We start from the raw sequence: 26,981 nt of genomic DNA on the forward strand, positions 1-26,981 counted from the left end.
GGAGAGGGAGAGCAGCACCGCTGTGGGCGCTAGATGACGCAAAGCTACACCTTCCGTCCCATGACCGCGGCCGACATGCCGCTGATCCGGCGCTGGCTCGACGCACCGCATGTCGCCGAGTGGTGGCATGATCCGGAGACGCTTGAATTCGTCGGCGGCGACCTCGATCATCCTGACCTGGCGCAATTCATCGTCAGCCGTGACGGCCGGCCTTTCGCCTACCTGCAGTGCTACCGGCTCGGCGATTGGCATGTCAGCTTCGGCCCGCAGCCCGTGGGCACTCGCGGCCTCGATCAGTTCATCGGCGAGGCTGACATGCTCGGACGCGGCCACGGCTCCGCTTTCATCCGCGCCTTCATCGACCAGCTCTTCGCGCGCGGTGTGCCGCGCATCGTGATAGACCCGAGTCCTTCCAATGCGCGCGCGATTCGTGCCTATGAGAAAGCTGGCTTCGTGCCGCAGCACGAGATCGTCACGCCCGACGGTCCCGCACTCCTGATGATCCGAGACCCATGACGCTCGCCGCAAGCCCCGCTGCCAAGACCACCTTCCCGCCGCTCGCCTGGGTCGGCATCGCGCTGCTGCTGCTGGCGCTGCAAGCCGCGATCCTGCTTGCGATGGGACGGGTGCCGATCTGCGCCTGCGGCACCATCAAGCTGTGGCACGGCGTGGTGAACAGCTCGGAGAATTCCCAGCAGATTGCAGACTGGTACACGTTCTCACACGTGCTGCACGGCTTCCTGTTCTACGGCCTGACCTGGCTGCTGTTCGCGCGGTTACCCTTCCTGCCTCTCTCCTGGCCCGCACGGCTGATCATCGCGATGCTGATCGAAGGCGCCTGGGAGATCGTCGAGAACTCGCCCTTCATCATCGAGCGCTACCGCGCCGGCACGATCTCGCTGGATTATTACGGCGACAGCATCCTCAATTCGGTCTCGGACAATCTGGCCATGATCTTGGGGTTCCTGGCCGCTCGCGCGCTGCCTGTCACCGCGACTGTGCTGCTGGGGCTGGCCTTCGAGATCGTGCTGGCGCTCCACATTCGCGACAATCTGACGCTCAATATCCTGATGCTGATCCATCCGATCGATGCCGTGAAGCAGTGGCAATCCGGCCCGCCGATCATCTGACCCAAAATGCGGCTTGTCCTTGGCCGTCTCCCGCCCTAGCTAATCAGACATGACAGACTTCTCCCCCCGCGAAATCGTTTCCGAACTCGACCGTTTCATCGTCGGCCAGGGCGACGCCAAGCGCGCCGTCTCGATCGCGCTGCGCAACCGCTGGCGCCGGCAGCAGCTCACCGGCTCCTTGCGCGAGGAGGTGCTGCCGAAGAACATCCTGATGATCGGCCCCACCGGCGTCGGCAAGACGGAAATCGCGCGGCGGCTCGCCAAGCTCGCAAATGCGCCGTTCCTGAAGGTGGAAGCGACCAAATTCACCGAGGTCGGCTATGTCGGCCGCGACGTCGAGCAGATCATCCGCGATCTCGTCGAGGTCGCAATCGCGCAGGTGCGCGAGCGCAAGCGCAAGGACGTGCAGGCGCGCGCCCAGCTTGCCGCCGAGGAGCGCGTGCTCGATGCGCTGGTCGGCGCCAATGCGAGCTCGGCGACGCGCGAATCCTTCCGCAAGAAGCTGCGCGCCGGCGAACTGAACGACAAGGAAATCGAGATCGAGACGCAGTCGTCGGGCGGCGGCATGCCGATGTTCGAGATCCCGGGCATGCCGGGCGCCCAGATGGGCGCGATCTCGCTCGGCGACATCTTCGGCAAGCTCGGCGGCCGCAGCAAGACGCGCCGGCTGACGGTGGAGAGCTCGCACGAGATCCTCGTCAACGAGGAATCCGACAAGCTCTTGGACACCGAGCAGCTGACGCTGGAGGCGATCAGCGCGGTCGAGAACAACGGCATCGTGTTCCTGGACGAGATCGACAAGATCTGCGCCCGCGACGGCCGGGTCGGCGGCGACGTCTCGCGCGAGGGCGTCCAGCGCGATCTGCTGCCGCTGATCGAGGGCACCACGGTCTCGACCAAGCACGGCGCGGTCAAGACCGACCACATCCTGTTCATTGCGTCGGGCGCCTTCCACGTCGCCAAGCCGTCCGACCTCTTGCCGGAATTGCAGGGCCGCCTTCCGATCCGCGTCGAGTTGCAGGCGCTGACCCGCGACGACATGCGCCGCATCCTGACCGAGCCCGAGGCCTCGCTGATCAAGCAATATGTCGCCCTGATGCAGACCGAAGGCGTGACACTCGACATCACCGACAGCGCCATCGACGCGCTGGCCGACATTGCGGTTGCCGTCAATTCGACGGTCGAGAACATCGGCGCCCGGCGGCTGCAGACCGTGATGGAGCGGGTGCTGGACGAGATCTCCTTCACCGCCCCCGACCGCAACGGCGAGACCGTTCGGCTCGATGCGGATTACGTGCAAAAGCACATCGGCGACCTCGCCAAGAACGCGGATCTCAGCCGGTTCATTTTGTAATTCAGGGCGGTCACGCTATGGATGCGGCGTGACCGTACGCATCCTGCAAAATCCCTGGCGGCTCCTGCTCGCGATCAACGCGGCGGTCATCGTTGGCGTGCTCATTCACAAGATCCAGCTGCCGCCCTATGTCCCGTACATCCACCTCCTGGTCGACTATCATTTCGGCTTCATCAAGCGCGCGCTGATCGGGGCAATCGTCGCGCTGTTCACCGACAAGGTGCCGGTATGGCCAGTGTTCGCGCTCGGCGGGGCGACGTGGCTTGCAACGCTGGGCCTCTATGCCAGGCTCTTCCAGAACACGTTCGGCTTCTCCGCGAAAACGCTGCCGCTGTTCGTCTTCACCGCCGGCTCGCCGTTCTTCCTGAAGAACTTCATGCACACGCTCGGCCATTTCGACATCTATGGCTGCGCGCTGGCGATCATCCTGCTGCTGATGCCGGCGGGCTCGCTGGTCTTCGTGGTCATGGCTGCGCTGTTCTCGATCGTTCTCGTGCTGATCCATCACATTCATCTCTTGATGTACGTGCCGACGATCATCACCATCGTCGTGATCCGGCATTACCTTGCTTACGGCTGTGACCGCAGCAATGTTGTCTTCGGCGGGGTCGCTCTCGCCATTGTCTCCGCGCTGTTCTTCGCCGCGCAGTTTCTGGGAACGATGCCGGTCCCCGAAGCGGACTTCGTCGCCTATCTCAAAAGCCGGATGGCCGATCCTGCGCGCATCGACCTCTTGCAATTCGCCTACATCTGGTACCAGCCGCTGGCGAAGGAGGTTGCCGACACCTGGGGCCGCCTGCCGCACAACATCCTCGGCGTGCCCGTGTTCGCGCTTCTGATCTGGCTGCACGCGCCGCTGTGGCGCTTCTTTGCCAGCCTGATCGGCGCGCTCGCCGGCGATCTGCACAAGCGGCTCGTCATCGCAGCACTGGTCGGCATCAGTGTCGCCTATCTTGTGATGTTCGCTATGGTGTTCGACTATTCACGCTGGATCTCGAACTGGGCGGTCTGCATGTTCCTGATCCTGCACGCGGTGAAGATGCTGCCGGCCAAGCAGGAAGCAGCGCCGATTCCGGCGGAGGATCGGAAGACCAACATCTTCGGTTTGATACTCACGCTGATCCCACGCGTCGGAATCATCCGGCCGTTTTAGAGCTCTGCTTGCGCGGCATCGGAGGTGCGCTCCCTCTCCCGCTTGCGGGAGAGGGTTGGGGAGAGGGCTTTCTCGGCGGCGGGAATCCCCAAGAGGAGAGAGCCCTCACCCGGCGCTTCGCGCCGACCTCTCCCGCAAGCGGGAGAGGTGTAGAACCGCTAACCCCTGGGGCGCCTGATCCGCACATACAGCGCCCCCTCGCCGCCATGGCCGATCGCGGCTTCCTCGAAGCCGACCACGAAGGCGCGGAATTCCGGCAGGCTGAGCCATTCCGGCACTTGGCGGCGGAGCACGCCGCTTTCGCCGCCGCTGCGTCCCTTGCCGGTGATGACGAGCACGAAGGTGAGGCCGTCCTGATGGGCGCGGTGCAGGAAGCCGGCCAGCGCGCGATGGGCGCGCATCTGGGTCATGCCGTGCAGGTCGAGCCGCGCCTCGATCTCGCTGCGGCCGCGCGACAGCTTGGTCCGCTCGCGCTTGCCAAGCGGCGCCAGCGGCGGAATAGACGGCTTTGCAACGCGCGGCGCCGGTGCAGCGGCAACCGGCCTTGACGGTGGCGAAGTCCTCGTCACCTGGGACCCGGGCGAAGATTCGGCGCGCGGGGTAGCATGCGCCTTGGCCGCGCGATGCTTTCGCAGCGGCTTGACATGCTTTGCGACGAGATCCCACAGCTCGCGCTCCTCCTCGCTCAGCGCGCGACGACGCGGCGAGGGGCGAGGCTCCAGCACGGGCGGACGGGACGGCCGTTTCATTGCGGGCGATGGGGACGATTCTTCGCCGGACGGCGCGGCTCAGGGGCAGGCTCGATCGCGGGACGTGGCACGGGCAGGGGAATGGGGCCGGCGACCGCAATCGTTTCGGTCTTGCCTTGCGTTGCCGCGGCGACAGGCGTGCCAGTCTTCGCCGGATCGGTTTGCGGAAACAGCTTTGCGATCTTCTCGGCGGGCCTTGGGTCCGGGATCGGCAGCTTCGCGGCGCGCGGGGCGGGATCGAGGCTCTTCGGCACTAGCATCACGAATTGCATGGGGTGGCGCAGCCGGCCGGAGACACGGCCGGCATCCGCGCCGGCGCCGAAAAACAGATCGGCCCGTGCGGGCCCGATGATGGCAGAGCCGGTGTCCTGCGCGATCATCAGCCGGCGGAACGGCGTCTTGGCGCGTTCCGACTCGATCGGAAGCTCGCCCTCGATGAAGAACGGCGTGCCGTAGACATGCAGCGATTTGTCGACCGCGATGGAGCGCCCCGCGGTCAAGGGAATGCCTTGCGCGCCGACTGCCTCCTCCTTGTCGGAGAGGTTGACCTCGCGGAAGAAGATGTAGGCGCGGTTCGCGCGGCGCAGCTCCTTGGCGCCGTCGGGGTTCTGCGCCATCCACTCCCTGATCTTCTGCATCGACATCTCCTCTCTCGGGATGATGCCGCGCTCGATCAGGATGCGACCGACCGCCGTGTAGGGATAGCCGTTATAGGCATCGTAATTGAGCCGAACCGAGCTGCCGTCGTCGAACTTGATGCGGGCCGAGCCCTGGATCTGCGCGAACAACAGATCGGTCGGATCCTTCAGCCAGGCAATCTCGAGCCCGCGGCCGGCGATCTTGCCGTCCTCGATCTCGCCGCGGTCGTAATAGGGCACCAGCTTGCGGCGGCCGATCTTGCGATAGACCGGGCCCTTGTTGGGCAGGCTGAGCGCATCCTGCTTGTAGCCGCGCACGAACAGGTTCGAGGGACGGCGATAGACCGGCACGTTGTAGACATCGGTCTGCGTTCGCGATCCCTCCAGCACCGGCTCGTAATAGCCGGTGACGAATCCGTCGGGCTCGCCGAGCCGCGAGATCCGCAGCGGCGTGAAGTTCTCCTCGAAGAAGCTCTTCGCTTTGCCGTCGTCGACGAGATCGAGGGTTTTGGCAACCCGGCAGGGCTCGCCCAGCGAGGTGCCCAAAGCTTTGGGCTCGGCCTTGGCTTCGCCGTTCTGCGCATTGATCGGCTTGCAGCTGGCGCGGAAGGTCTTGTACGCGGCGAGATGATTGTCGTCGCCCCATCCCTTCACGTCCGCCCAGGCCAGCGGCAGATATTGCGCGCCGGGAATTTCGAACGGCAGGGTGAGCTGCGGATAGGGCAAGGCCCGCGGCGGAGCGGCAGGCGTTCGCGGCAGATGGTGGTAGTGGCTGCGATGGTGACGCCGCGCCGCCTCGGCACCGAGCGAAAACGACGACAGCGCGACGGCGGCTGCGCAAAGCGCCGTCGCGCCGTTCTTCAGGAAGATCTTAATTCGCGCTTCCGGTGCCAACCAGCTTCCAATTCGGATCGCGAGAGGAGGTGTCGCGGGCGAAAGTCCAGATATCGGTGATGTCGGCGACCGTGTCGGCGCTGCCGTCGACGATGTTGCCGGCCTTGTCGCGCGTGGCCGAGATCATCTGCGAGACGAAGCGCACGGTGAGCTGCGCACTGCGATCGCGCAACTCGGCGCCGACGAGCTCGGCCTTGTCGATCGACACGAACCGCGTCTCGGTCTTCTGCTCGTTCTTCTCGCGCTCCTTGATCGCGGCGTCGAAGCTGTCATAGACGTCCGACGACAACAGATCGCGCAGCGCGCGGCGGTCGCCATTGGCAAAAGCCAGCACGATCATCTCGTAGGCGCCGCGCGCACCCGAGAGGAAATGGCGCGGGTCGAAGCTGGAATCCTTCTCGACGATGGCATCGAGACCCTGCGCCAGCGGCGTGCCCGGCTCGGTCAGCCCCTTCCAGCGATCGGCCGGCGCGGTCGGCTCGGCCGTCGGCGCCAGCGGGGCCTGGTCGATCACCTTGCCCGGCATGGTCACGACGTTGTTGTCCTGGGCGCCTCCGAGCGCGTTGCGGGCGGCGGTGCGATCGAACGGCGGCCGCTCGTTGCCGGTACGCTGCCCCAGCACGCTACGCAGCCGCAAGAAGATGAAGACGGCCAGCGCCAGGAATATGATGGTGTAGATGTCCACGTCGTATTCGCTTTCTGGTCTTTGCAGGGCTCGTTGCCGGGAAAATCAATCCGGCCAGTAGACCGTTCCTTACGGAAACGGCAAGACTACATCACCATTTTGGGTCCACGTCAGGTCCGTGGGATGTAGGCACGAAATCTGGCCCGGCCAATGGCGCCTTTTGGCACAGCGCCAAGTGTAGCGCGTTTTATGCTTAAGGGGAAACCCGATCCTGTCCGGAAATGGCGCATCTTCAATCGTTTAAGGCGAAATTTCGCGGAAAAGGCAGGAGGAACGTCAAAGGCGCGATTGCGGCCCGAATTCCTGGTCCGGGACCGTTCGTCCTTGTGGAACGAGCCGGCCCTATGTTAGCCAACCGCCGCGAAATTCAGCCCCAATCGGGTAAGGAGACACTTTCATGACCAACGGTAACGGTACCCCTCCCGAGGCGGCTCAGGCTCCCCAGCTCAACGTGCTGGCGCAATACACCAAGGACCTCTCGTTCGAAAATCCCAACGCGCCGAGCTCACTTCAGCCGCAGAGCCAGCCGCCGCAGATCAACATCCAGATCAACGTCAACGCCAACAATCTCAGTGAACAGGAATTCGAGGTGACGTTGTCGGTCGAGGGCAAGGCCGAGACCGCCGGTAAAGTGATGTTCTCGTTCGAGCTCGCCTATGCCGGCGTGTTCCGGATCGTCAACGTGCCCAAGGAGAACCTGCACCCGCTGGTCATGATCGAGTGCCCGCGCCTGTTGTTCCCGTTCGCACGCGAGATCATTGCGACGGCGGTTCGCGATGGCGGGTTCCCGCCGCTGATGCTGGATCCGGTCGACTTCGTCGGTCTCTACCGCCAGAACATGGAGCGGCAAATGGCCGCTCAGGGCGGACAGGCCGGTCAGGCCTGAGCCGCCGCCAGCACGGCTGGAGCGGGCAGGTACTCGTTCCAGATCGCCTTGTCGCCGAGCGTTGCGATGAAGGCCCGATGGGCCTCGCGCTCGGCTTCGGAAATCCGCGGCGCGAGCGGCACCGGGCGTTGCCGCCGCGGCGCATCGCCGGTGCTACTGACCCTGATCTCCTCGGCGTCCGAGGCCAGCAGCAGCTGCGACTGCCGCGCTCCGACCAGATCGACGTAGACCTCGGCGAGCAGCTCGGCGTCCAGCAGCGCGCCGTGCTTGGTACGGTGTGAATTGTCGATCGAATAGCGCGAGCAGAGATCGTCGAGCCGGTTGGACACGCCGGGATGCTTGCGACGCGCCAGCAGCAGCGTATCGACCAGGCGCTCGCGCGGGATCGCAGCGCGCTTGATGCGGTCGAGCTCGGCATTGATGAAGCCGATGTCGAACGAGGCGTTGTGGATCACCAGCGGGGCGTCGCCGATGAATGCCAGAAAGTCGTCGGCGACCTCGTGGAACAACGGCTTGGTCGCCAGGAACTCGGACGACAATCCGTGCACCGCAAACGCTTCCGCCGGCATGTCCCGCTCGGGGTTGATGTAGACGTGATACGTCTGTCCGGTCGGCATGCGGTTGAAGATCTCGACGCAGCCGATCTCGACCAACCGATCGCCGCGCAGCGGATCGAGGCCGGTGGTTTCGGTGTCGAGGACGATTTCGCGCATGTCTCTTGGAAGCCGTGTGAGGCGGCGAATCAGGTCCGCCGCTGCGGCATCTTAACGACCTCGGCCAGGATGTGCGCGATTTGGGCCCGCACAGGGTCAAGTCCGTGTGAGGTATCCACCACGAAATCGGCCCGCTTGCGCTTCTCGGCATCCGGCATCTGCTTGGCGATGATGGCATCGAGCTTGGCCTCGTCCATCGTGCCGCGCGCCAGCACCCGCTGGCGCTGCAGCTCCGGCGAGGTCGAGACGACGACCACGGCATCGACCCGTTTCTCGCCGCCGGTCTCGAACAGCAGCGGGATGTCCAGCACCACGACCGGCGCCTTGGCGGCCTCGGCGTCGGCAAAGAATTTCTGCCGGGACGCGCCGAGCATGGGATGAACGATCTGCTCGAGCTGCTTGATCGCGACGGGATCGTGAACGACGCGCGCCGACAGCTTTTGCCGGTCGACCTTGCCATTCGCGGTGGTGCCGGGGAAAGCGGCCTCGATCGCGGGGGCGGCCTCGCCCTCATAGAGCTGATGCACGGCGGCATCGGCGTCGTAGACGGGGACGCCGGCCTCCGCGAACAATGTCGCGGTGGTGGATTTGCCCATCCCGATCGAGCCGGTCAGTCCGAGAATTCGCATCAGCACCCAGCCTTCTCTCGCATCTACACCGCAATTAGCTGCTCGCTGCGCAGATACGCAAGCAGCGGCAGCAGCGGCAGGCCGAGAATGGTGAAATGGTCGCCCTCGATGCGCTCGAACAGATGGATGCCGAGGCCCTCGAGCTGATAGGCGCCGACGCTACTGGTCACAGCGTCGCCCGCGGCGTCGAGATAGGCCGAAAGCTCGGCTTCGCTCATTCCCCGCATGGTCATGCGCGCCACGGAAATGTCCTCGAAGAGAATCCTGCCATCCTGCGCCACGGCGACGGCGGAATTCAGCTCGTGCGTCTGACCGGCGAGATCGCGCAATTGCGCCAGCGCCTGGGTGCGGCCTGCCGGCTTGTTGAAGAGACGGCTCCCGAGCGCCAGCGTCTGGTCGGCGCCGATCACATGATGTCCGGGATAACAGGCAGAAACAGCCTTGGCCTTTTCGCGGGCCAAGAGCAGGGCGATCTCGCGCGGGTTGGAGAGCTTTGACGCGGCCTGGATGCCACGCTCGTCGATATCAGCGGTGACGGCTTCGAAGTCGAGCCCGGCATTGGCCAGCAGCATTTTGCGCGCGCTGCTTTGCGAGGCCAGGATCAACGGACTTTTGCCGCGCCACAGACTCATCGACGACACTTACTCGGACGGCCGGTTGCGCTGGCGATCGCTATACAGCTTCATGATCGCCGCCGCGGTTTCCTCGATGGAGCGGCGCGTGACGTCCAGCAGCGGCCAGTCATGCTTGGCGCTCAGCTTGCGCGCGAACGCGACCTCCTCCGTGACCGACTGCTTGTCGGTGTAGGTATCGCTGCCGCTGCTGGACTCGGCGCCCATGGACAGCAGGCGGTTCTGCCGGATCTGAATCAGGCGTTCCGGCGTCGCGTGCAGGCTAACCACCAGCGGCCGCGTCAGCGTCTCCAATTGCGGGGGCACCGGAATGCCTGGCACCAGCGGCACGTTGGCGGTGCGAATGCCGCGATTGGCGAGATAGATCGATGTCGGCGTCTTCGATGTCCGGGACACCCCGACCAGTACCACGTCGGCCTCGTCGAGACCTTCGACATGCTGACCGTCGTCATGGATCATCGTGTAGTTCAAGGCATCGATGCGCTTGAAATATTCCGCGTTGAGCACGTGCTGGGCGCCGACACGGCCGGTGGTCGCTGCTCCCAGATAGGCCTCGAACAGCTGCATCACCGGCCCGATGATCGAGAGGCTCGGAACATTGATCTGCTTGCACTTATCCTCGAGTCTGGCGACCAGATCCTTCTCGAGCAGCGTGAACAGCACGATCCCCGGAGCTTCCTCGATCTCATCGAGCACGCGGTCGAGCTGCTTCTGGCTGCGCACCAGCGGATAGACGTGCTCGACCGGCGTCACGTTGGCGTATTGGGCCGCGACCGCGCGCGCCACGGTGATGAGCGTCTCACCCGTGGAGTCCGAGACCAGGTGGAGATGGAAATAATTGTTCGAGGTCGGCACAAAAACCCTTTGAATTTCGTTGGGGTGGTTTGTGGATTTCTGTGGAGCTTAACCTCTCGGAAAGGGATGCGCGACACCAGGGGCGGGACAAGGCGTGATTTTCTTCACACCGCTGCCGGTCAGGACAAATCCGACGCCCCGCCGAGAGGGAAACGGGATTGCGCGGACAAGTCCCTTGATAAGCTGCCGATACAATCGCGCAAGCCTTTGAAGCCGGCTGACTTATCGGAAGTCGACAAAGGCGGTCCGGAATATGTGGATGGATGTGAACAAGCGCACGTGAACGCGCGGACGGAATTGTGTGAGTCCAATCCACGGTCACATAGACTCAAACCTTAAGAATCTAAGATTCTAGATTTGAGGAAGGCGCTACGGAGGGATATGTGTGCGGGGTAAGACCTTAACGGGTTCTTACTATCCCCAGCGTTCCCCGCGCTGGGCAGCAAGCCGGACCCCCCGAAAATGTTCGAAGACGTCTATCTCTGGATCAAGGCGCTACACGTGATCGCCGTCATCTCCTGGATGGCCGGCATGCTCTACCTGCCGCGGCTGTTCGTCTATCACTGCGAGGCCGAAATCGGCTCGAAGCAGTCGGAGACGTTCAAGGTGATGGAACGCCGGCTGCTCAAGGCAATCATCAACCCCGCGATGATGGTCACCTGGCTCGCCGGGCTCTATCTCGCCTGGTCCGGGCATTGGTTCTCGTTCGGCTGGCTGCACGTCAAACTGGCACTGGTCCTGGTGCTCTCGGCGGTCCACGGCTATTTTTCACGCTGGGTCAAGGATTTCGCCGCCGATCGCCGCCCGCGAAGCCAGAAATTCTATCGGATTATCAACGAGGTGCCGACCGTCCTGATGATTTTCATCGTCATCTTGGTGATCGTGAAGCCGTTCTAGGCAGCCCGCGCGACGATTCGCTCAGCGCTTCGGCTTGCGGAGCGCTAGGCGATTTTCTATATTATCGATATCCCACCCAACGCAGGCGGATGTGGTTGTGTCCGAGCCTTCCAGAGGCCGGACCCCGCATCAGGATTGAAGCCTCACCGGCGTTCACCTTGCCAGACCTGCGGACCTTACCTGCACCTGCTCGCGTCCGCATTTCAGAGCCTCCTCGCACCCCCTCTTTTCAGGTTACCCCACAGGACCACCCCAATGCGGGAAATCAAACTCGAAGACCTCAAGTCCAAAACGCCGGCCGAGCTCGTCTCGTTCGCGGAGGAGAATGGGGTCGAGAATGCCAGCACCATGCGCAAGCAGGAGCTGCTGTTCGCCATCCTTAAGCAGCTGGCGCTCGCCGAAACCGATATTGTCGGCCAGGGCGTCGTCGAAGTTCTCTCCGACGGCTTCGGCTTTCTCCGCTCGCCCGACGCGAATTATCTGCCGGGCCCCGACGACATCTACGTGTCGCCCTCGCAGATCCGCCGTTTCGGCCTGCGCACCGGCGACACCATCGAAGGCCACATCCGCAGCCCGAAAGAGGGCGAACGCTACTTCGCGCTGCTGAAGGTCAACACGCTCAATTTCGAGGACCCGGAAAAGGCCAAGCACAAGGTCAATTTCGACAACCTCACGCCGCTGTTTCCGAATCAGCGTTTCCGCATGGAGATCGACGACCCCACGCGGAAAGACCTGTCGGCACGCGTGATCGACATCGTCGCGCCCATCGGCAAGGGCCAGCGCGCCTTGATCGTGGCGCCGCCGCGCACCGGTAAAACCGTGCTGATGCAGAACATCGCGCATTCGATCACGCACAATCACCCCGAATGCTATTTGATCGTGCTCTTGATCGACGAGCGTCCGGAAGAAGTCACGGACATGCAGCGCTCGGTGAAGGGCGAGGTCGTGTCCTCGACCTTCGACGAGCCGGCGGTCCGCCACGTCCAGGTCGCCGAGATGGTGATCGAGAAGGCAAAACGCCTGGTCGAGCACGGCCGCGACGTCGTGATCCTGCTCGATTCGATCACGCGCCTCGGCCGCGCCTACAACACCGTGGTGCCGTCATCCGGCAAGGTGCTGACCGGCGGTGTCGATGCCAACGCGCTGCAGCGTCCGAAGCGCTTCTTCGGCGCGGCCCGCAACATTGAGGAGGGCGGCTCGCTGACCATCATCGCGACCGCGCTGGTCGATACCGGCAGCCGCATGGACGAAGTCATCTTCGAAGAGTTCAAGGGCACCGGTAACTCCGAACTGATCCTGGACCGCAAGGTCTCGGACAAGCGCACCTTCCCGGCAATCGATATCTCGCGCTCCGGCACCCGCAAGGAGGAGCTCATCACCGATCCGCAGGTGCTCAAGAAGATGTACGTGCTCCGCCGCATCCTCAATCCGATGGGGACGATGGACGCGATCGACTTCCTGCTCGACAAGCTGCGCTCGACCAAGAGCAATTCGGAGTTCTTCGACTCTATGAACACCTGAGTGCACTGCAACAAAGAATTCTGGGGCGCCTTCGGCGCCCTTTTTGCTGCGGTTGTGCTGCAGCGAAGGTGCAGCATGAGCGGCAGCCGCTACCCGATCTCCGTTTCTCCTTAAGCTGTTGATATCGAAAAGTAATACTTGAAATTCTGGTCGGCCTCTCCTCTTCCGATCAGGCAAACTGCAGCAAAGGGCTGCGGTTATATTGCGATGCGAAATCGATTTGCTGCAGAATCTGGTGCAGCAAAACCCGCTTGGCTCGATCGCAAAGAACGGACGTTTGCATTTTTGGCCACAGCCGGACAAATAGGCCATGCATCCGCGAGACCAGACTATCTTTGCGCTGTCATCGGGGCGGGCGCCCAGCGCGATCGCCGTGGTCCGCGTCTCCGGCGCGCAAGCCGGCTTAGCGTTGACGACGCTAGCGGGCCGGTTGCCGGCGCCGCGACAGGCGAGCCGTCGGCTGCTCCGGGACGGCGCGGGCCAGCCGATCGACGATGCGGTCGTGCTCTGGTTTCCAGGACCGGCCAGCGCCACCGGCGAGGATGTTGCCGAGTTTCACGTTCATGGCGGCCGGGCGGTGCTGGCGGCGCTCTTCGCTGTGATTTCCGATATCCCGAATACGCGTGCGGCCGACCCCGGCGAGTTCACGCGCCGCGCCTTCGAGAATGGCAAGCTCGACCTGACCGAGGCCGAGGGGCTGGACGACCTCATTCACGCCGACACCGACCGCCAGCGCCGCCAAGCGCTGCGCCAATTGCAGGGCCTGCTTGGCGACCGCGCGCGCGACTGGCGCGAGCGCATCATCGAGGCCTCCGCGCTGATCGAGGCCGGCATCGATTTTTCCGATGAAGGCGACGTGCCGGCGGAGCTGCGGGCGCCGGCGGTGAAAGCGATCAGAGCGCTTCACGACGAAATCACGGAAGTGCTTGCGGCACAGGGGCATTCTGAACGGCTTCGCGAGGGCCTCGTCGTTGCCATCGCCGGCGAGCCGAATGTCGGCAAGTCGACGCTGATCAACCAGCTCGCGCGCCGCGAAGTCGCGATCGTCTCGCCGCATGCCGGCACCACGCGCGACGTGATCGAGGTGCAGCTCGATCTCGACGGTTATCCCGTCACGGTCATCGACACCGCCGGTATCCGCGAGACCGACGATCCGGTCGAGCAGGAGGGCGTGCGCCGCGCCCGCGCGCGCGCCGAGGACGCCGACCTGGTGCTGTGGCTGGTGGAGGGCGGGCAAGCCGTCGATCCGAATACAATGCGCTCGCGCTGGACATCGGCGGACGGTGCTGCTTCGCCCGGCGGCTCGGTCTGGATCGTGCGCAACAAGATCGATCTCGGCGGGGTCGGAAGAGCCAAGCCGAGCGAGTTTGGGATTTCGGCAAGCCGGGGCGACGGCATGCCTGAGCTGGTCGAGGCGCTGGTGAAATTCGCTTCGGAGTTCTTCGGAACCACCGAGGGCGCCATGGTGACCCGGGCCCGCCAGCGCGAGTTATTGAGCCGGGCCTCAGACAGCTTGCGCCGGAGTCTGGACCTTGTAGAACACGGTGAGGAGCTCGCGGCCGAAGAGCTGCGGACGGCCGCCTATGCCTTGGGCCGGCTCTTGGGCCGGGTAGACGTCGAGGACGTCCTTGGGGCCATCTTCCAGAAGTTCTGCATCGGAAAGTAGCGCTAGTTCTTCATTGTAGAACTAGCGCTTGTTCCATTTCTTCTGTTTCACGTGAAACAGCGCCGGGGCCGCCATGTCGGTCGGCCGTTCCGATCTACAGAGAGAGCGCGAAGGCGATGGCTGTGCTTCGAATCGCGTCATTGCGAGGAGGCCTTGCGAAAAGCAATCCAGACTGTTTCTGCCGCGAAACTCTGGATTGCTTCGCTACGCTCGCAATGAGGGCGTATGATGCGGTTCCCCGCGTTCCACTGGCAGCTCCGGTACCAGGCAAGGGGCACGTGATAGGGCTCGTGTGCTCGGCCCATCTACCGCAGTAAGCCCCCGATCTTGTTTCACGTGAAACACCATATGGCTCAATGCCCCTCCTACCGTGCATGGGGTTGTTTTCGCGAAAGTGCTGCCGCCCTGGGCCGCGCTTGTTTCACGTGAAACACGGCCCACGGAGTTTCCACTTCCGGCTTGCTCGCCGCTAAGCTAGAAGTCCGTCCATGCGAACAGAGCGAGAGAGCTTCGACGTCATCGTCATCGGCGGCGGCCACGCCGGCTGTGAGGCCGCGGCTGCTTCTGCCCGGATGGGTGCAACGACCGCTCTGGTAACGCACCGTTTCTCCACCGTTGGCGCGATGTCCTGCAATCCCGCCATCGGCGGCCTCGGCAAAGGGCATCTGGTCCGCGAGGTCGATGCGCTCGACGGCCTGATGGGCCGTGTGGGCGATGCGGGCGGCATCCAGTTTCGCGTTCTCAATCGTCGGAAAGGTCCTGCCGTCCGCGGTCCGCGGGCCCAGGCCGACCGCAAGCTCTATGCGGCGGCGATGCAGGCCGCGATCCTCCAGACCGAAGGTCTTTCCGTCATCGAGGGCGAAGCCGACGAGCTGGTCGTGGTCGATGGTCGGGTGACCGGGCTTCGCCTGGCCGACGGCCGGGAGCTCCGGGCAGGGGGCATTGTCGTGACCACCGGCACCTTCCTCCGCGGTCTCATCCATCTCGGCGAGAAGAACTGGCCCGCCGGACGTGTCGGCGAGGCGCCTGCGATGGGCCTTTCCAGCTCCTTCGAGCGCGCCGGCTTCACTCTTGGGCGTCTCAAGACCGGGACGCCGCCGCGTCTCGACGGCACCACCATCGACTGGTCCGTAGTCGAGATGCAGCCCGGCGACGAGCCGCCGGAGCCGTTCTCGGTAATGACTGAGCGGATCACGACGCCGCAGATCCAGTGCGGGATTACCCGGACCACGTCCGCGACCCATGAGGTGATCCGGGCCAATGTCCATCGCTCCCCGATGTACTCCGGCCAGATCAAGAGTTCCGGTCCACGCTATTGCCCCTCGATCGAGGACAAGATCGTCCGCTTCGGCGACCGCGACGGTCACCAGATCTTCCTGGAGCCGGAAGGGCTCGACGACACGACCGTCTATCCCAACGGCATCTCGACCTCGCTCCCCGAAGAGGTCCAGCTCGCGATCCTCGCCAGCATTCCCGGCCTGGAGCGGGTGAGGATGGTCCGTCCCGGCTACGCCATCGAATACGACCACATCGATCCCCGCGAGCTCGATCCGACCCTCCAGACCAAGCGTCTGCGCGGTCTCTTCCTGGCCGGGCAGATCAATGGCACCACCGGATATGAGGAGGCCGCCGGGCAGGGCATCGTCGCCGGCCTGAATGCCGCGCTCTCCGCCAGCGGTGCCGCGCTCACCGTGTTCGACCGTGCCGACGGCTATCTCGGTGTGATGATCGACGACCTCGTCACCCGCGGAATCAGCGAGCCCTATCGGATGTTCACCTCGCGGGCCGAGTACCGGCTGACGCTGCGGGCCGACAATGCCGACCAACGTCTGACCGAGAAAGGGATCGCTCTGGGATGTGTCGGCAGCGCCCGGATCAGGCATCATCGCGCCAAGATGGACGCCCTGAACGCTGCCCGGACGTTGTCGAAGTCCCTGACCATCACTCCGAACGAAGCCATCAAGCACGGGCTGTCGCTGAACCGGGACGGCCAACGCCGCTCGGCGTTCGAGCTGATGGCCTATCCGGAGATCGGCTGGAGCCAGGTCCGCGCGATCTGGCCCGAGCTGTCGGCCATCGATCCCGTCATCGCCACCCATCTCGAGATCGACGCCAAGTACGACGTCTACCTGGAGCGACAGAGTGCCGACGTTGAAGCCTTCCGGCGCGACGAGGGCATGGTGCTGGCGGATGTCGATTACCAGCTCGTTCCCGGTCTCTCCAATGAAGTGCGCGCCAAGCTGGAGAAGGCACGACCGTTCACCGTCGGCCAAGCCGGCCGGATCGACGGGATGACGCCGGCGGCGCTCGGCATTCTTGCGGCCTATCTCCGCCGCGAGGCACGGAAGACTTCCAAAGCAATCGCATAAAGCCAATCGCATAGGCGTTTCACGTGAAACAGCGCGGACCGGGCGGAGATCGACCGCCATCGCGACGACCCGGAGCGGGTGAGGGCGCTGGGCGGCGAATTGAATCTGGGTCGGCCAGCCCGAAGATCAGCAAGGCCACAGCCAACGACAAGGCGCTCGATTCCATCATCGCCGCGGACAAGATCGCCGCCCTCAAGCTCGCTCCCGTTTCACGTGAAACCGAGGAGCGGCTTGATCGCTACATCGCGCTACTCCGGGAGTGGCAGGCCAAGACCAATCTCGTCGCGCCATCGACCTTGTCAAACCTCTGGACCCGGCACATCGCTGACTCGCTCCAGCTGCTCGATCTCGCACCGGCTGCAAAACGCTGGGCTGATCTCGGGAGCGGCGGCGGATTTCCCGGCGTCGTGCTCGCCTGCGCCATGGCCGGCAGGCCCGGGGCGAGCGTCCATCTGGTCGAGCGAATCGCCAAGAAGGCCGCCTTTTTGCGCGAAGCGATCCGCGTCACCACATCTCCGGGGGTCGTACATCTCGCTGAGATCGGGGATAATGTGGATAGAATCACCGGCCCCGTCGATTGCGTCACCGCGCGTGCGCTGGCTCCGCTACATCAACTCATCGGCTTTGCGGAGCCGCTGATGCGCCAGGGCGCAAGAGCGTTGTTTCTCAAGGGTCAAGATGTAGAGGCTGAATTGACCGAAGCCGCTAAATATTGGAGTATTCGGCCGCAGCTCCACCAAAGCCGCACGGGCGACGGTTGGATCGTGGAGCTCAATGCCGCCGAACGGCGCAGCTGAGGCGTTGAGGGGTGAGTGGGGGAATTGCGATGAGCGTGATTGACGAACCGCAGCAAGAACAGACGGCCCAAAAGACCGACGAGGTCCCCCACGGCCATCCGCGCATCCTCGCGCTGGCGAATCAAAAGGGCGGAGTGGGGAAAACAACCACAGCGATCAACCTTGGTACGGCGCTCGCGGCGATTGGCGAGCGCGTCCTGATCGTCGATCTCGATCCCCAGGGCAACGCCTCGACCGGCCTCGGCATCGATCGCCGCAACCGCTCCTGCTCGACCTACGACGTGCTGATCGGCGAAGCCGCCTTGCGCGAGGCGGTGGTCTCGACCGCGGTGCCGCGGCTGCACATCGCACCATCGACCATGGATCTCTCTGGCCTCGAGCTCGAGCTCGGCACCACGCCCGGCCGCGCCTTCAAGTTGCGCGACGCGATCGGCGCGCTCAACAACAACGTCTCCCCGGACGCCGACTACACCTACGTGCTGATCGACTGCCCGCCCTCGCTCAACCTGCTCACGGTCAACGCGATGGCGGCCTCGGATGCGATCCTGGTGCCGCTGCAATGCGAGTTCTTCGCGCTCGAAGGTCTGTCGCAATTGTTGCAGACGGTGGAGCAGGTGCGCTCGACACTCAATCCGAACCTGTCGATCCACGGCATCGTGTTGACCATGTTCGACTCGCGCAACAACCTGTCGAACCAGGTCGTCGCCGACGTCCGCCAGTTCATGGGCGAGAAGGTCTACAAGACCATGATCCCGCGCAACGTGCGCATCTCGGAAGCGCCGTCCTACGGCAAGCCGGTGCTGGTCTACGACCTCAAATGCGTCGGCAGCGAAGCTTACTTGCGCCTCGCCACCGAAGTGATCCAGCGCGAGCGCGAGTTGCGCAACACGCATTGACGCTGCCGTAGGGTGGGTTAGCCGAAGGCGTAACCCACCGCGGTCTATCTCCGTGGAAACAGAGGAGGTGGGTTACGCTTCGCTAACCCACCCTACGATTCGAAATTCAGTTCTGGAGTGCTGCACTGTGAATCCAAGGGAGCTGGCGATGGCCGACGAAGCGCGTTCGCGACTGGGCCGGGGTCTTGCAAGTCTGATCGGTGACGTCGGCGGCGAGGCTCAGCATGTCGATCGTCCGCGCGCGCAGCGCAAGGTGCCGATCGAATTCATCAAGGCCAATCCGCGCAACCCGCGCCGCACCTTTTCGGACACCGAGCTGAAGGAGCTCTCGGAGTCCATCAAGCAGCATGGCGTGATCCAGCCGATCGTGGTGCGTCCGGTGAAGGGCGCGCAGGACCGCTTCGAGATCATTGCCGGCGAACGACGCTGGCGCGCCTCGCAGATGGCCGGCCTGCACGAGGTGCCGATCGTCCCGGTCGACATCAGCGACAGCGATGCGCTGGAGTTCGCGATCGTCGAGAACGTGCAGCGCGAGGACCTCAACCCGATGGAAGAGGCGCAGGGCTATCATGCGCTCGCCAACGAGTTCAAACGCAGCCAGGAGGACATCGCCAAGGTAGTCGGCAAGAGCCGCAGTCACGTCGCCAACATGATGCGGCTGACCAAGCTGCCGGCGGAAGTGCAGGCCTTCATCGCGACCGGCGAGCTGACGGCTGGCCACGCCCGCGCGCTGATCGGCGTGCCCGATCCACTCGCCGCCGCCAAGCGCATCGTCGAGGAAGGTCTCAACGTCCGCCAGGCCGAGGCGCTTGCGCATGAAGAGGGCGTGCCGGAGCGCAAGCCGCAGAAGGCGCGCGCCAGCGGGGGCAAGGAGAAGGACCCCGACACGATCGATTTGGAGAAGCGCGTCAGCGACGCGCTCGGCCTCAAGGTCACCGTCAATCACCGCGATCCCGGCGGCTCCGTGCAGATCAACTACCGCAACCTCGATCAGCTCGACGAGGTGATGAAGCGGCTGGCCAAGGGCGCGCTGTAGACCGAATCCTCGGCGTCGTTCCCGCGTTCGAGAACGACAGGGCGTGCGTGGGTGCGCAACTATTTCCACATCGTCATTGCGAGCGCAGCGAAGCAATCCAGAGTCCCTCTGCGGAGAGATTCTGGATTGCTTCGCTCGGCTCGCAATGACGGGTGGAGAGAGCTGCGCTCGCAATGACGTGGAGAGAGCGGGGACCTAGACTAGCCCCGCCGTTTCGCATTCGCGGCGATCGCCATCAGCGCGCGTTGGGCGATGGCGGCGGCGAGGGTGGACTGCTTGCGCGTGTCGAGGGCGGCGGTCGCCAGCTGCTCGATCACAGCGGCGAGCCGCGCCGGGCTGAAGTTGCGCAGCGCGGTTTCGACCGCCGGCTTTCGCGAGAAATGCAGGCGCGGAAAGCCGCCGTCGAGCACGGCGGAGGCAGGCGTGCCGTCGGCAATCGCCAGCGCGGATTTGTGCAGCCACGCGGCCTGGCGTTGCGCGGCCGAGATGATCACGCCGGGATAGGTCCCGGCGATCATCGCCTTTGCAAACTCGGTCTCGACGATGTCGGGCCGACCGGCAAAGGCGCCGTCGACGATCGGATCGAGCTTCAGCTCCGAGGCATCGGCGACCACGGCCATGACGTCGTCCAGCGTGACCTCGCCCTTGCCGTGGGCGTAGAGCGTCAGCTTGCGCAGCTCGTTACGCGAGGCCTGACGGTCGCCGCCGAGGAACGACATCAGCGCCGCGCGGGCGTCCGGCGCGATGCGCAAATTCGCGATCCGCAGCTCGTCGTCCATCAGCTTGGCAAGATCGCGCTCGGTGTCGGGATAACAGCCGATCGCCACGGCGGTCTTGGCTTTCTCGCAGGCCTTGCGCAGCGGCGATTCCGGGCGGAGCTCGCCGGCCTCGATCACGATGCGGCAATCCCTCACGTTCATCTCGGTCAGGGTTTCGATGCCGGAGGCAAAGCTGCGCGAGCCGGCGCGAACGCGGATGGCGCGTCGGCCGCCGAACAGCGGCACCGTCATGGCTTCGTCGACGAGGCGCGAAGGCTCGGCGGAGAGCTCGTCGCCGTCGAGCTTGACCAGCGAGAACGGATCGTTGGGATCGTCGACGCCGGACGCGATCAGCGCGTCGGCGCGCTCGCGCACGAGGCCGGCATCGGGACCGTAGAGCAGGATGATCGGACGGCCCGCATCGGGGCGGGCAAGGAAGGCGTCGATCTCTTTTCCGCGCAGTGCGACCATATTGTCCGATACTCGTCATTCCGCAATGCCTCGTCAGAGGCGAACCCGGAATGACGGAAGGGTACTACGTCCCCGCGGTGAAGTACGAGGCGAGCCGGGTGGTGATGTTCTCGGCGATCTCGTTGGCGGCGCGATCCTCGGCATCGCGCACCGCGCGGGTGCGCGAGAAGCGCTGATAGGACCCCGGCATGTCATAGGACACGCGCGAGAAGGTCGAGCCGGTCATCACCGACCGGCCGGTCGCGACCTCGACCAGATTGTACTGGGCGTCGATGCCAAGATTTTCGCTGGTCGGCAGTCCCGTCGCGGAGCTGACGATCAGGGAGGAGCGGTTGGTGGTGAAGCGGATATCGAGCCGGTGGGTCGGCGGCATGCCCGTCGCGGTGCCGTAAAGCTTGAAGGCCAGCGCATTGCGGATTTCGACGCCGACGCGGGCCTCGCGGGAGGCATTGGGCTTGTTGATCGGGGGCAGCTCGACCCCCATCAGCTTCTCGCGCAGGCCCGGGGTGCCGTCGCTGCGCTCCGCATACATCGGCTGGAAGCAGCCGGCCGTCAGCGCCGCCAGTGCGGCGACTGCCAGCAAGCGGGCTGCGATACGGGTCCTAGCCGACAACATTCACGATCCTCTTGGGGACGATGATCACCTTGCGGACGGGCTTGCCGTCCAGGGCCAGCTTTACCGCATCGAGGGCCAAAACGGCAGCCTCGATTTCCGGATTTTGGGCCGCTGTTGCAACTGTGACCTCACCTCGCTTCTTGCCGTTGACCTGCACCACCAGGGTCACGCTGTCTTCAACCAGCAAATCGCGTTCGATTTGCGGCCAATCGGCCTCCGAAACCAGCCCCTTTCGGCCAAGACCATTCTCAAAAAGCACCTGCCAGCACTCCTCGGCGAGGTGCGGCATCATCGGCGAGAACAGCTGGACCAGGATCTGGCTGGCCTCCTGGATCGCCCAAGCCAAATCTGGAGCGAGATCCGGGGCAGGTTGGCCGGGGCGCTGGAGCACCTCCGAGAAGGCATTGGTGAATTCGCGGATATGGGCCAGGCAAACGTTGAAGTGCAGCCGCTCGATGCCGGCGGTGACCTTGTCCAGCGCGCCGTGGGCGGCCTTGCGCAACGCCGTGGCGTCCGGGCCGAAGCTGGCCGGCCGGGCCGCCGGCGCAGCCTTGCCGAGGGTGGCGGCATCGTTCACCAGCCGCCACAACCGCTGCACGAAGCGCGAGGCACCCTGGACGCGCTCGTCGCTCCAGATCACGTCGCGGTCGGGCGGGGAGTCCGACAGCATGAACCAGCGGGCCACGTCGGCGCCATAGGTCTCGATGATGTCGTCGGGGTCGACTGTGTTCTTCTTCGACTTGGACATCTTCTCGATCGGGCCGATCGCGATGTCTTCGCCCGTCGTCAGCAGCGTGGCGCGGCGTCCGTTGCCGCCGACCTCGACCTTCACCTCGGCCGGCTGCACATAGCTGCCGTCGGCCTTCTGGTAGGTCTCGTGCACCACCATGCCTTGCGTGAACATGCCGGCGAACGGCTCGTCCAGCGCGATATGCCCAGTCGCTTTCATCGCGCGGGTGAAGAAGCGGCTGTAGAGCAGATGCAGGATCGCGTGCTCGACGCCGCCGATATATTGGTCGACCGGCAGCATCCGGTTGGCGACTGCAGGCGTAGTCGGCGAAGCCTCGTTCCAGGGATCGGTGAAGCGCGCAAAGTACCAGGACGAGTCCACGAACGTGTCCATGGTGTCAGTTTCGCGTTGAGCCTTGCCGCCGCATTGCGGGCAGGTGACGTGCTTCCAGGTCGGATGATGATCGAGCGCGTTGCCCGGCTTGTCGAAGGTCGCATCGTCCGGCAGCTTCACGGGCAGATCGGCATCCGGCACCGGCACCACGTCGCATTTCGGACAGTGAATGACGGGGATCGGGCAGCCCCAATAGCGCTGGCGCGAAATGCCCCAGTCGCGCAGACGGAAATTCACCTGGCGCTCGCCGACCGGCGCATTGCCGCGCAGCTCCGTCTCGAGCCGCTTCGCCACCTCTTCCTTCGCCTGCTCGATGGTCATGCCGTCGAGGAAGCGCGAATTGATCATGCGGCCGTCGCCGTCATAGGCGGTATCAGTGATGACGAAGCTCTTCGGGTCCTGGCCTTCCGGGCATACGACGGGCGTGTTGCCGAGAGCGTACTTGTTGACGAAGTCGAGGTCGCGCTGATCGTGCGCCGGGCAGCCGAAGATGGCGCCGGTGCCGTATTCCATCAGCACGAAATTGGCGACATAGACCGGCAGCTTCCAGGTGGGATCGAACGGATGCACCGCGCGGATGCCGGTGTCGAAACCCTGCTTCTCCGCGGTGTCGATGATCTCCTGCGCGGTGCCGATTTTCTTGATCTCTGCGATGAACTCCGCAAGCTCAGGGTTCTTTGCGGCGGCGGCCTGCGCCAGCGGATGATCCGCCGAGATCGCCATGAACTTGGCGCCGAACAGCGTGTCCGGGCGCGTCGTGAAAATCTTCAGCTCGCTCTCGCCGGCCGGCGTTGTCGCCGCATCCAGCGCGAAGCGGATCAACAGGCCTTCCGAACGACCGATCCAGTTGCGCTGCATCAGCCGCACCTTGTCGGGCCAGCGGTCCAGCCCGTCGAGCGCCGACAGTAGCTCCTGCGAGTACTTCGTGATCTTGAAGACCCACTGGTTCATCTCGCGCTGCTCGACGACGGCGCCCGAACGCCAGCCGCGGCCGTCGATCACCTGCTCGTTGGCGAGCACGGTCATGTCGACGGGGTCCCAGTTCACCTTGCGCTTCTCGCGCTCGGCAAGCCCTGCGCGCAGAAAGTCCAGAAACATCTTCTGCTGGTGCTTGTAGTAGGAGGGGTCGCAGGTCGCGATCTCCCTGGACCAGTCCAGCGACAGCCCGATCGAGCGGAGCTGCTTCTTCATCGCGGCGATGTTGTCGTAGGTCCAGGCCTTCGGCGCGACCTTGCGCTCGATCGCGGCGTTCTCCGCCGGCAGGCCGAAGGCGTCCCAGCCCATCGGATGCAGCACGTTGAACCCCTTGGCGCGCATGAAGCGGGCCAGCACGTCGCCGAGCGTGTAATTCCGGACATGGCCGATATGGATGCGCCCGGACGGGTAGGGGAACATCTCGAGCACGTAATATTTTGGCCGCGGATCGTCGTTCTTGGAGACGAAGATCGCCTGCTCGTCCCAGAGGCGTTGCCAACGCGGTTCGGCGTCGCGGGCGTTATAGCGTTCGGAGGTCATGGAATCGTTGGGTTTTCGTGGTTCGGCCGTCTCAAGACGGCGGACTAGGCCATAGAAGCCCTTAAGGGGTCAATGGGTTGCCGCGTTTTGGGAACCGACCCCCTCCGCATAACTACGAGGGTCCGCGTTGGGGTGTGATTAAGGCGTCGATGCCAAGTTGCGATCCGACAAGGTCGCATTACCGCACATGGATTCCAGCTTCGACGATCCCGATTACGACTATGCCGCGTCCGTCGCAGGGCGGGCGATGCGGAGCATGGCCGAACAGCGGATTGCACCGACCCCTGCCAACTTTGCCGTCTGGTTCCAGTATTTCGCGGGCAGCCATGACGATCTGCGCAACGCGATCGATCTCCTGATCGACCACAATCGTCCCTTCGACCCCCAAACCAATCAGGATCTGTTCGAGACCTACATCGCGCCCCAGGTGAGTGCCGTCGTGGTCGACACGTCCGAGCGGCTGCAGGCGCTGATGGGGACGGCGAAGGAGTTTCTGGCGACGGCGATCGCCGACAATCATTCGCAGATGCAGGTCATCAGCCAGGTGGCCGACCAGGGCAAGGCCGGCGTCGATCCAAAGCTGCTGGTTGCCCAGCTCATGAACGAGCTGGCGCGGGCGGCCACGCGGGCGACGCGGCTGGAGGCAGGCTTTGCGGAAAAGACCCGCGAGCTCGACGTGATTCGCGATTCGCTGTCGCGGTCCGAGCAGCGCGCCCGGACCGACACGCTGACCGGGCTGGCGAACCGGCGGGCCCTCGACGAATTCCTGCGCAAGGCGCAGACGACCGCGGAATGGGGCGAGCCGCTCAGCGTGCTGATGCTCGACATCGACCACTTCAAGTCCTTCAACGACAATTTCGGCCACGGTGTCGGCGATCAGGTGCTGCGCCTGATGGCCAAGGTCCTGCGCGAGAAGGTTCGCGCGCAAGATCTGCCGGCCCGCTATGGCGGCGAGGAGCTGATCGCGGTGCTGCCGGACGCCGATCTAGCCGCTTGCGCCGAGATCGCCGAACGGATCAGGCGCGCGATCGCAGATTGCACGATCACGCGTCGTTCGACCGGCGAGACCCTGCCCGGCATCAGCGTGTCCATCGGCGTGGCGCAATACCGGACCGGCGAGGCGATCACGGATCTGATCGAACGCTGCGACCGCGCGCTCTATCTCGCCAAGGGCGGCGGCCGCAATCGTGTGGTGACGGAGATCGAGCTCGAGCGGGCCGGGGCTGCGGGGTAGCGGTCGACCGCGATATGCTCCCTCTCTCCGCAAGCGGGGCGAGGTGAAGAACCAGCGCTTTAGGCGCTCGCCACCATCATCATCTCGGCCGTGCCGGTCGCGATCGCCTGCACGCCGTGCTCGACGACATTGTTGCGGCCACGATGCTTGGCAGCGTAGAGCGCGGCGTCGGCGGCTTCGATCAGGTCGCCGGGACGCAAGGATTCGCTCGGCTTGGTCGCGGCGACGCCGATCGAGACCGTGACGATCATGTGGTTCGAGGTGATGTGAGGCAGGCAGAGCCTCAGCACGGCCGAACGCACCTGCTCGCCGATCGCGACGGCGCGCGTCACGTCGGTGTTCGGCAGCAGCAGGCAGAACTCCTCGCCGCCGTAGCGGGCCGCGAAGCCCATCGTGTCGGCGGCGATGCCGGACAGCGATTCGCCGAGCCGCGTCAGGCAGGAATCGCCTTCGAGATGGCCGTAGGTGTCGTTGAAGAGCTTGAAATGGTCGACGTCGATCATCAGAAGCGCCAGCTCGCTGCCATATTGCTGCGCGCGCATCCATTCGAAATCCAGCCGGCTCTGGAAGCCGCGGCGGTTGGCGAGACCGGACAGCATGTCGATCGACGCCATCACCGTCAGGCGGTCGTTGCTTGCGATCAGCTCGCGCTCGCGCTGGCTCAGCTGCGCGGCCATCGCGTTGAACGCGCGGGCCAGCGGCACGAACTCGGCGGGCAGGCGATTGCGCGCGGCGCGCGCCGACAGGTCTCCCTCGCCGAGCCGCTTGGCCATGTCGGCGAGCATCTCGATCGGCTTGATCACGAGCTTTTCGGCGGCGATCAGCGCGCCGAGCAGGACGAACATGAGCACGAAGGCGAGCTGCAGATAGGCGGTGCGGATGTCGCGGCTGACCGCTGCGGACACCTTGTCTTCGTCGATGCTGGCGATCAGGCGGGCATTGGTGCCGGCGATGCGGATATAGCTGACCGCGCGGCGGGAGCCGTCGGCGGCGAGAAAGGACAGCGAACCCTCATCCTGATCAGAGCGCAGCGCCTTGTCGGCGATCGCGGACATCAGCGGCATGTTGTCGAGCGGACGGCCGACCGCGCTGTGCTGATCGGCCGGGGCCGCCAGCACGGTGCCCGCGCTGTCGACCAGCACCGCAGTGATGCCGGCGCGACCGCCCAGATTGTTCATGACCTTCGACATCCAGTCGAGATTGACGGTGGCGAGCACGACGGCATCAGCCACGCCGCTGAAGGCGGAGACCGGATAGACCGCCATCACCGTTGGCGACGGTACCGGTCGCGACATGATGAAGTCGCTCAGCACGAAGCGGCCGGTTTCCTGGGCCTGCTGGAAGTACGGTCGGTCACTGAGATCGAGGCCAACATACATGTTGTTGGTGGCGCATTGGATGCGGCCGTCCTGGCCGGCGATCAGAAGCGTGCGGATCCAGGGCAGGCTCGACGGCAGGCTCGCGCGTAGCACGTCGCAGCTCTTGCTGATGCCGCCGGCGGAGGCGCGGATGAAGGCCTCCGATTTCAGAATGGTCTCGACCGACGAGATCACCTGGCGCTGCGCATCGGCGCTGTGCCTCGCCACCGTGGTGAATTCAGCCGCGGCCTGCGCAACTTGCCGCGCGCGCGTGTCTTCGAGGGAACGGATGCGCTCGATCATCAAGGGCGTCACGAGAATCACCGCGAGCAACGCAAGCCGCGCCCGGATACCGAGAACCTGCTTGAGTTTCGCGCGCTTGCGGTTGAGACTGACGCTTGCCATT

Annotated in this window: 24 protein-coding genes; 13 read left to right on the forward strand and 11 right to left on the reverse strand. The window is 64.4% G+C overall.

Going from position 1 to position 26,981, the window contains the following annotated elements; all coding sequences use genetic code 11:
• Nucleotides 1-33 precede the first annotated feature (33 nt).
• The 4 genes from ACVWYQ_RS23365 to ACVWYQ_RS23380 are packed head-to-tail and all read left to right on the forward strand — an operon-like array spanning nt 34 to nt 3,637.
• Entirely contained in the window at nt 34-516 is a 483-nt protein-coding gene (locus tag ACVWYQ_RS23365) for a GNAT family N-acetyltransferase (protein ID WP_271543254.1), read from the forward strand.
• Nucleotides 513-1,130, forward strand: coding sequence for a DUF2585 domain-containing protein (locus ACVWYQ_RS23370; RefSeq protein WP_271543252.1), 618 nt, complete (start codon nt 513-515; stop codon nt 1,128-1,130). Before ACVWYQ_RS23365 ends, ACVWYQ_RS23370 begins: the two co-directional genes overlap by 4 nt.
• A 49-nt stretch (nt 1,131-1,179) precedes the next feature.
• Nucleotides 1,180-2,484, forward strand: a complete 1,305-nt coding sequence (gene hslU / locus ACVWYQ_RS23375) for an ATP-dependent protease ATPase subunit HslU (RefSeq protein ID WP_036003145.1) — start codon at nt 1,180-1,182, stop codon at nt 2,482-2,484.
• Between the two features lie 28 nt (nt 2,485-2,512).
• A complete protein-coding gene (locus ACVWYQ_RS23380; RefSeq protein ID WP_271543249.1) occupies nt 2,513-3,637 on the forward strand; it encodes a hypothetical protein in 1,125 nt (374 codons plus the stop codon).
• A gap of 158 nt (nt 3,638-3,795) precedes the next feature.
• On the opposite strand, the gene ACVWYQ_RS23385 is transcribed toward ACVWYQ_RS23380, so the two are convergent.
• From ACVWYQ_RS23385 to ACVWYQ_RS23395, 3 genes are read right to left on the reverse strand one after another with little or no spacing between them, the layout of a single operon-like run.
• Complete coding sequence (locus ACVWYQ_RS23385) at nt 3,796-4,386, reverse strand: Smr/MutS family protein (protein WP_157285164.1); 591 nt, start codon at nt 4,384-4,386, stop codon at nt 3,796-3,798.
• Nucleotides 4,383-5,918, reverse strand: a complete 1,536-nt coding sequence (locus ACVWYQ_RS23390) for a murein transglycosylase A (protein ID WP_271543246.1) — start codon at nt 5,916-5,918, stop codon at nt 4,383-4,385. The genes ACVWYQ_RS23385 and ACVWYQ_RS23390 overlap by 4 nt, the downstream gene beginning before the upstream one ends.
• A complete protein-coding gene (locus ACVWYQ_RS23395) occupies nt 5,896-6,603 on the reverse strand; it encodes a Tim44/TimA family putative adaptor protein (RefSeq protein WP_036044972.1) in 708 nt (235 codons plus the stop codon). Before ACVWYQ_RS23395 ends, ACVWYQ_RS23390 begins: the two co-directional genes overlap by 23 nt.
• 397 nt (nt 6,604-7,000) lie before the next feature.
• Between ACVWYQ_RS23395 and secB the strand changes: the two genes are divergently transcribed.
• Nucleotides 7,001-7,489, forward strand: a complete 489-nt coding sequence (gene secB / locus ACVWYQ_RS23400) for a protein-export chaperone SecB (RefSeq protein ID WP_036003132.1) — start codon at nt 7,001-7,003, stop codon at nt 7,487-7,489.
• Here the strand turns inward: secB and dnaQ are convergent.
• The 4 genes from dnaQ to ACVWYQ_RS23420 are packed head-to-tail and all read right to left on the reverse strand — an operon-like array spanning nt 7,480 to nt 10,318.
• The gene (gene dnaQ, locus ACVWYQ_RS23405) at nt 7,480-8,202 is read right to left on the reverse strand and encodes a DNA polymerase III subunit epsilon (protein ID WP_271543244.1); all 723 of its coding nucleotides are present in this window, start codon (nt 8,200-8,202) and stop codon (nt 7,480-7,482) included. The genes secB and dnaQ overlap by 10 nt on opposite strands.
• Before the next feature lie 29 nt (nt 8,203-8,231).
• Entirely contained in the window at nt 8,232-8,831 is a 600-nt protein-coding gene (gene coaE, locus ACVWYQ_RS23410) for a dephospho-CoA kinase (protein WP_271543690.1), read from the reverse strand.
• Between the two features lie 23 nt (nt 8,832-8,854).
• Nucleotides 8,855-9,463, reverse strand: coding sequence for a Maf family nucleotide pyrophosphatase (locus ACVWYQ_RS23415; RefSeq protein ID WP_271543242.1), 609 nt, complete (start codon nt 9,461-9,463; stop codon nt 8,855-8,857).
• 9 nt (nt 9,464-9,472) lie between these two features.
• A complete protein-coding gene (locus ACVWYQ_RS23420; RefSeq protein WP_036003121.1) occupies nt 9,473-10,318 on the reverse strand; it encodes a pyruvate, water dikinase regulatory protein in 846 nt (281 codons plus the stop codon).
• A 462-nt stretch (nt 10,319-10,780) separates the two neighbouring features.
• On the opposite strand from ACVWYQ_RS23420, the gene hemJ reads away from it, so the two are divergent.
• The 7 genes from hemJ (at nt 10,781) to ACVWYQ_RS23455 (ending at nt 19,500) form a co-directional block, all read left to right on the forward strand.
• Complete coding sequence (hemJ, locus tag ACVWYQ_RS23425; protein WP_271543239.1) at nt 10,781-11,215, forward strand: protoporphyrinogen oxidase HemJ; 435 nt, start codon at nt 10,781-10,783, stop codon at nt 11,213-11,215.
• A gap of 255 nt (nt 11,216-11,470) precedes the next feature.
• Nucleotides 11,471-12,736: a transcription termination factor Rho gene (gene rho / locus ACVWYQ_RS23430; protein ID WP_008133567.1), complete on the forward strand. Its 1,266-nt coding sequence runs from the start codon at nt 11,471-11,473 to the stop codon at nt 12,734-12,736.
• 310 nt (nt 12,737-13,046) lie between these two features.
• Nucleotides 13,047-14,402 (forward strand): tRNA uridine-5-carboxymethylaminomethyl(34) synthesis GTPase MnmE, encoded by a 1,356-nt coding sequence (mnmE, locus tag ACVWYQ_RS23435; protein WP_456726436.1) that lies wholly within the window; start codon nt 13,047-13,049, stop codon nt 14,400-14,402.
• A 488-nt stretch (nt 14,403-14,890) separates the two neighbouring features.
• Nucleotides 14,891-16,771 carry a tRNA uridine-5-carboxymethylaminomethyl(34) synthesis enzyme MnmG gene (gene mnmG / locus ACVWYQ_RS23440; protein ID WP_271543230.1) on the forward strand — a complete coding sequence of 627 codons (1,881 nt, stop codon included), beginning with the start codon at nt 14,891-14,893 and terminating at the stop codon, nt 16,769-16,771.
• A gap of 23 nt (nt 16,772-16,794) precedes the next feature.
• Nucleotides 16,795-17,568 (forward strand): 16S rRNA (guanine(527)-N(7))-methyltransferase RsmG, encoded by a 774-nt coding sequence (rsmG, locus tag ACVWYQ_RS23445; RefSeq protein ID WP_404544981.1) that lies wholly within the window; start codon nt 16,795-16,797, stop codon nt 17,566-17,568.
• 29 nt (nt 17,569-17,597) lie between these two features.
• Nucleotides 17,598-18,464, forward strand: coding sequence for a ParA family protein (locus ACVWYQ_RS23450; protein WP_404544982.1), 867 nt, complete (start codon nt 17,598-17,600; stop codon nt 18,462-18,464).
• 148 nt (nt 18,465-18,612) lie between these two features.
• A complete protein-coding gene (locus ACVWYQ_RS23455) occupies nt 18,613-19,500 on the forward strand; it encodes a ParB/RepB/Spo0J family partition protein (protein WP_036024286.1) in 888 nt (295 codons plus the stop codon).
• 200 nt (nt 19,501-19,700) lie between these two features.
• On the opposite strand, the gene holA is transcribed toward ACVWYQ_RS23455, so the two are convergent.
• The 3 genes from holA to leuS all read right to left on the reverse strand — a co-directional run bounded on the left by holA (nt 19,701) and on the right by leuS (nt 23,983).
• On the reverse strand, nt 19,701-20,729 hold the full coding sequence (gene holA / locus ACVWYQ_RS23460; protein WP_271543225.1) for a DNA polymerase III subunit delta: 1,029 nt from the start codon (nt 20,727-20,729) through the stop codon (nt 19,701-19,703).
• A 64-nt stretch (nt 20,730-20,793) separates the two neighbouring features.
• Entirely contained in the window at nt 20,794-21,345 is a 552-nt protein-coding gene (lptE, locus tag ACVWYQ_RS23465; protein WP_157285155.1) for an LPS assembly lipoprotein LptE, read from the reverse strand.
• Complete coding sequence (gene leuS / locus ACVWYQ_RS23470; protein WP_404544985.1) at nt 21,332-23,983, reverse strand: leucine--tRNA ligase; 2,652 nt, start codon at nt 23,981-23,983, stop codon at nt 21,332-21,334. Before leuS ends, lptE begins: the two co-directional genes overlap by 14 nt.
• Nucleotides 23,984-24,170: 187 nt before the next feature.
• On the opposite strand from leuS, the gene ACVWYQ_RS23475 reads away from it, so the two are divergent.
• Complete coding sequence (locus tag ACVWYQ_RS23475) at nt 24,171-25,217, forward strand: GGDEF domain-containing protein (protein WP_456726437.1); 1,047 nt, start codon at nt 24,171-24,173, stop codon at nt 25,215-25,217.
• Between the two features lie 59 nt (nt 25,218-25,276).
• On the opposite strand, the gene ACVWYQ_RS23480 is transcribed toward ACVWYQ_RS23475, so the two are convergent.
• Entirely contained in the window at nt 25,277-26,980 is a 1,704-nt protein-coding gene (locus ACVWYQ_RS23480) for a sensor domain-containing diguanylate cyclase (protein WP_036003074.1), read from the reverse strand.
• Nucleotide 26,981 lies beyond the last annotated feature (1 nt).

The sequence above is a fragment of the Bradyrhizobium sp. USDA 3397 genome, assembly GCF_054060965.1.

What these genes read in the sequence shown, in the direction of transcription:
- ACVWYQ_RS23365 (WP_271543254.1), top strand. Translation starts at nt 34, where the DNA reads ATGACGCAAAGCTACACCTTCCGTCCCATGACCGCGGCCGACATGCCG.
- ACVWYQ_RS23370 (WP_271543252.1), top strand. Translation starts at nt 513, where the DNA reads ATGACGCTCGCCGCAAGCCCCGCTGCCAAGACCACCTTCCCGCCGCTC.
- hslU (WP_036003145.1), top strand. Translation starts at nt 1,180, where the DNA reads ATGACAGACTTCTCCCCCCGCGAAATCGTTTCCGAACTCGACCGTTTC.
- ACVWYQ_RS23385 (WP_157285164.1), bottom strand. Translation starts at nt 4,386, where the DNA reads ATGAAACGGCCGTCCCGTCCGCCCGTGCTGGAGCCTCGCCCCTCGCCG.
- secB (WP_036003132.1), top strand. Translation starts at nt 7,001, where the DNA reads ATGACCAACGGTAACGGTACCCCTCCCGAGGCGGCTCAGGCTCCCCAG.
- dnaQ (WP_271543244.1), bottom strand. Translation starts at nt 8,202, where the DNA reads ATGCGCGAAATCGTCCTCGACACCGAAACCACCGGCCTCGATCCGCTG.
- coaE (WP_271543690.1), bottom strand. Translation starts at nt 8,831, where the DNA reads ATGCGAATTCTCGGACTGACCGGCTCGATCGGGATGGGCAAATCCACC.
- ACVWYQ_RS23415 (WP_271543242.1), bottom strand. Translation starts at nt 9,463, where the DNA reads ATGAGTCTGTGGCGCGGCAAAAGTCCGTTGATCCTGGCCTCGCAAAGC.
- hemJ (WP_271543239.1), top strand. Translation starts at nt 10,781, where the DNA reads ATGTTCGAAGACGTCTATCTCTGGATCAAGGCGCTACACGTGATCGCC.
- rho (WP_008133567.1), top strand. Translation starts at nt 11,471, where the DNA reads ATGCGGGAAATCAAACTCGAAGACCTCAAGTCCAAAACGCCGGCCGAG.
- mnmE (WP_456726436.1), top strand. Translation starts at nt 13,047, where the DNA reads ATGCATCCGCGAGACCAGACTATCTTTGCGCTGTCATCGGGGCGGGCG.
- mnmG (WP_271543230.1), top strand. Translation starts at nt 14,891, where the DNA reads ATGCGAACAGAGCGAGAGAGCTTCGACGTCATCGTCATCGGCGGCGGC.
- ACVWYQ_RS23450 (WP_404544982.1), top strand. Translation starts at nt 17,598, where the DNA reads ATGAGCGTGATTGACGAACCGCAGCAAGAACAGACGGCCCAAAAGACC.
- ACVWYQ_RS23455 (WP_036024286.1), top strand. Translation starts at nt 18,613, where the DNA reads ATGGCCGACGAAGCGCGTTCGCGACTGGGCCGGGGTCTTGCAAGTCTG.
- holA (WP_271543225.1), bottom strand. Translation starts at nt 20,729, where the DNA reads ATGGTCGCACTGCGCGGAAAAGAGATCGACGCCTTCCTTGCCCGCCCC.
- lptE (WP_157285155.1), bottom strand. Translation starts at nt 21,345, where the DNA reads ATGTTGTCGGCTAGGACCCGTATCGCAGCCCGCTTGCTGGCAGTCGCC.
- leuS (WP_404544985.1), bottom strand. Translation starts at nt 23,983, where the DNA reads ATGACCTCCGAACGCTATAACGCCCGCGACGCCGAACCGCGTTGGCAA.
- ACVWYQ_RS23475 (WP_456726437.1), top strand. Translation starts at nt 24,171, where the DNA reads ATGGATTCCAGCTTCGACGATCCCGATTACGACTATGCCGCGTCCGTC.
- ACVWYQ_RS23480 (WP_036003074.1), bottom strand. Translation starts at nt 26,980, where the DNA reads ATGGCAAGCGTCAGTCTCAACCGCAAGCGCGCGAAACTCAAGCAGGTT.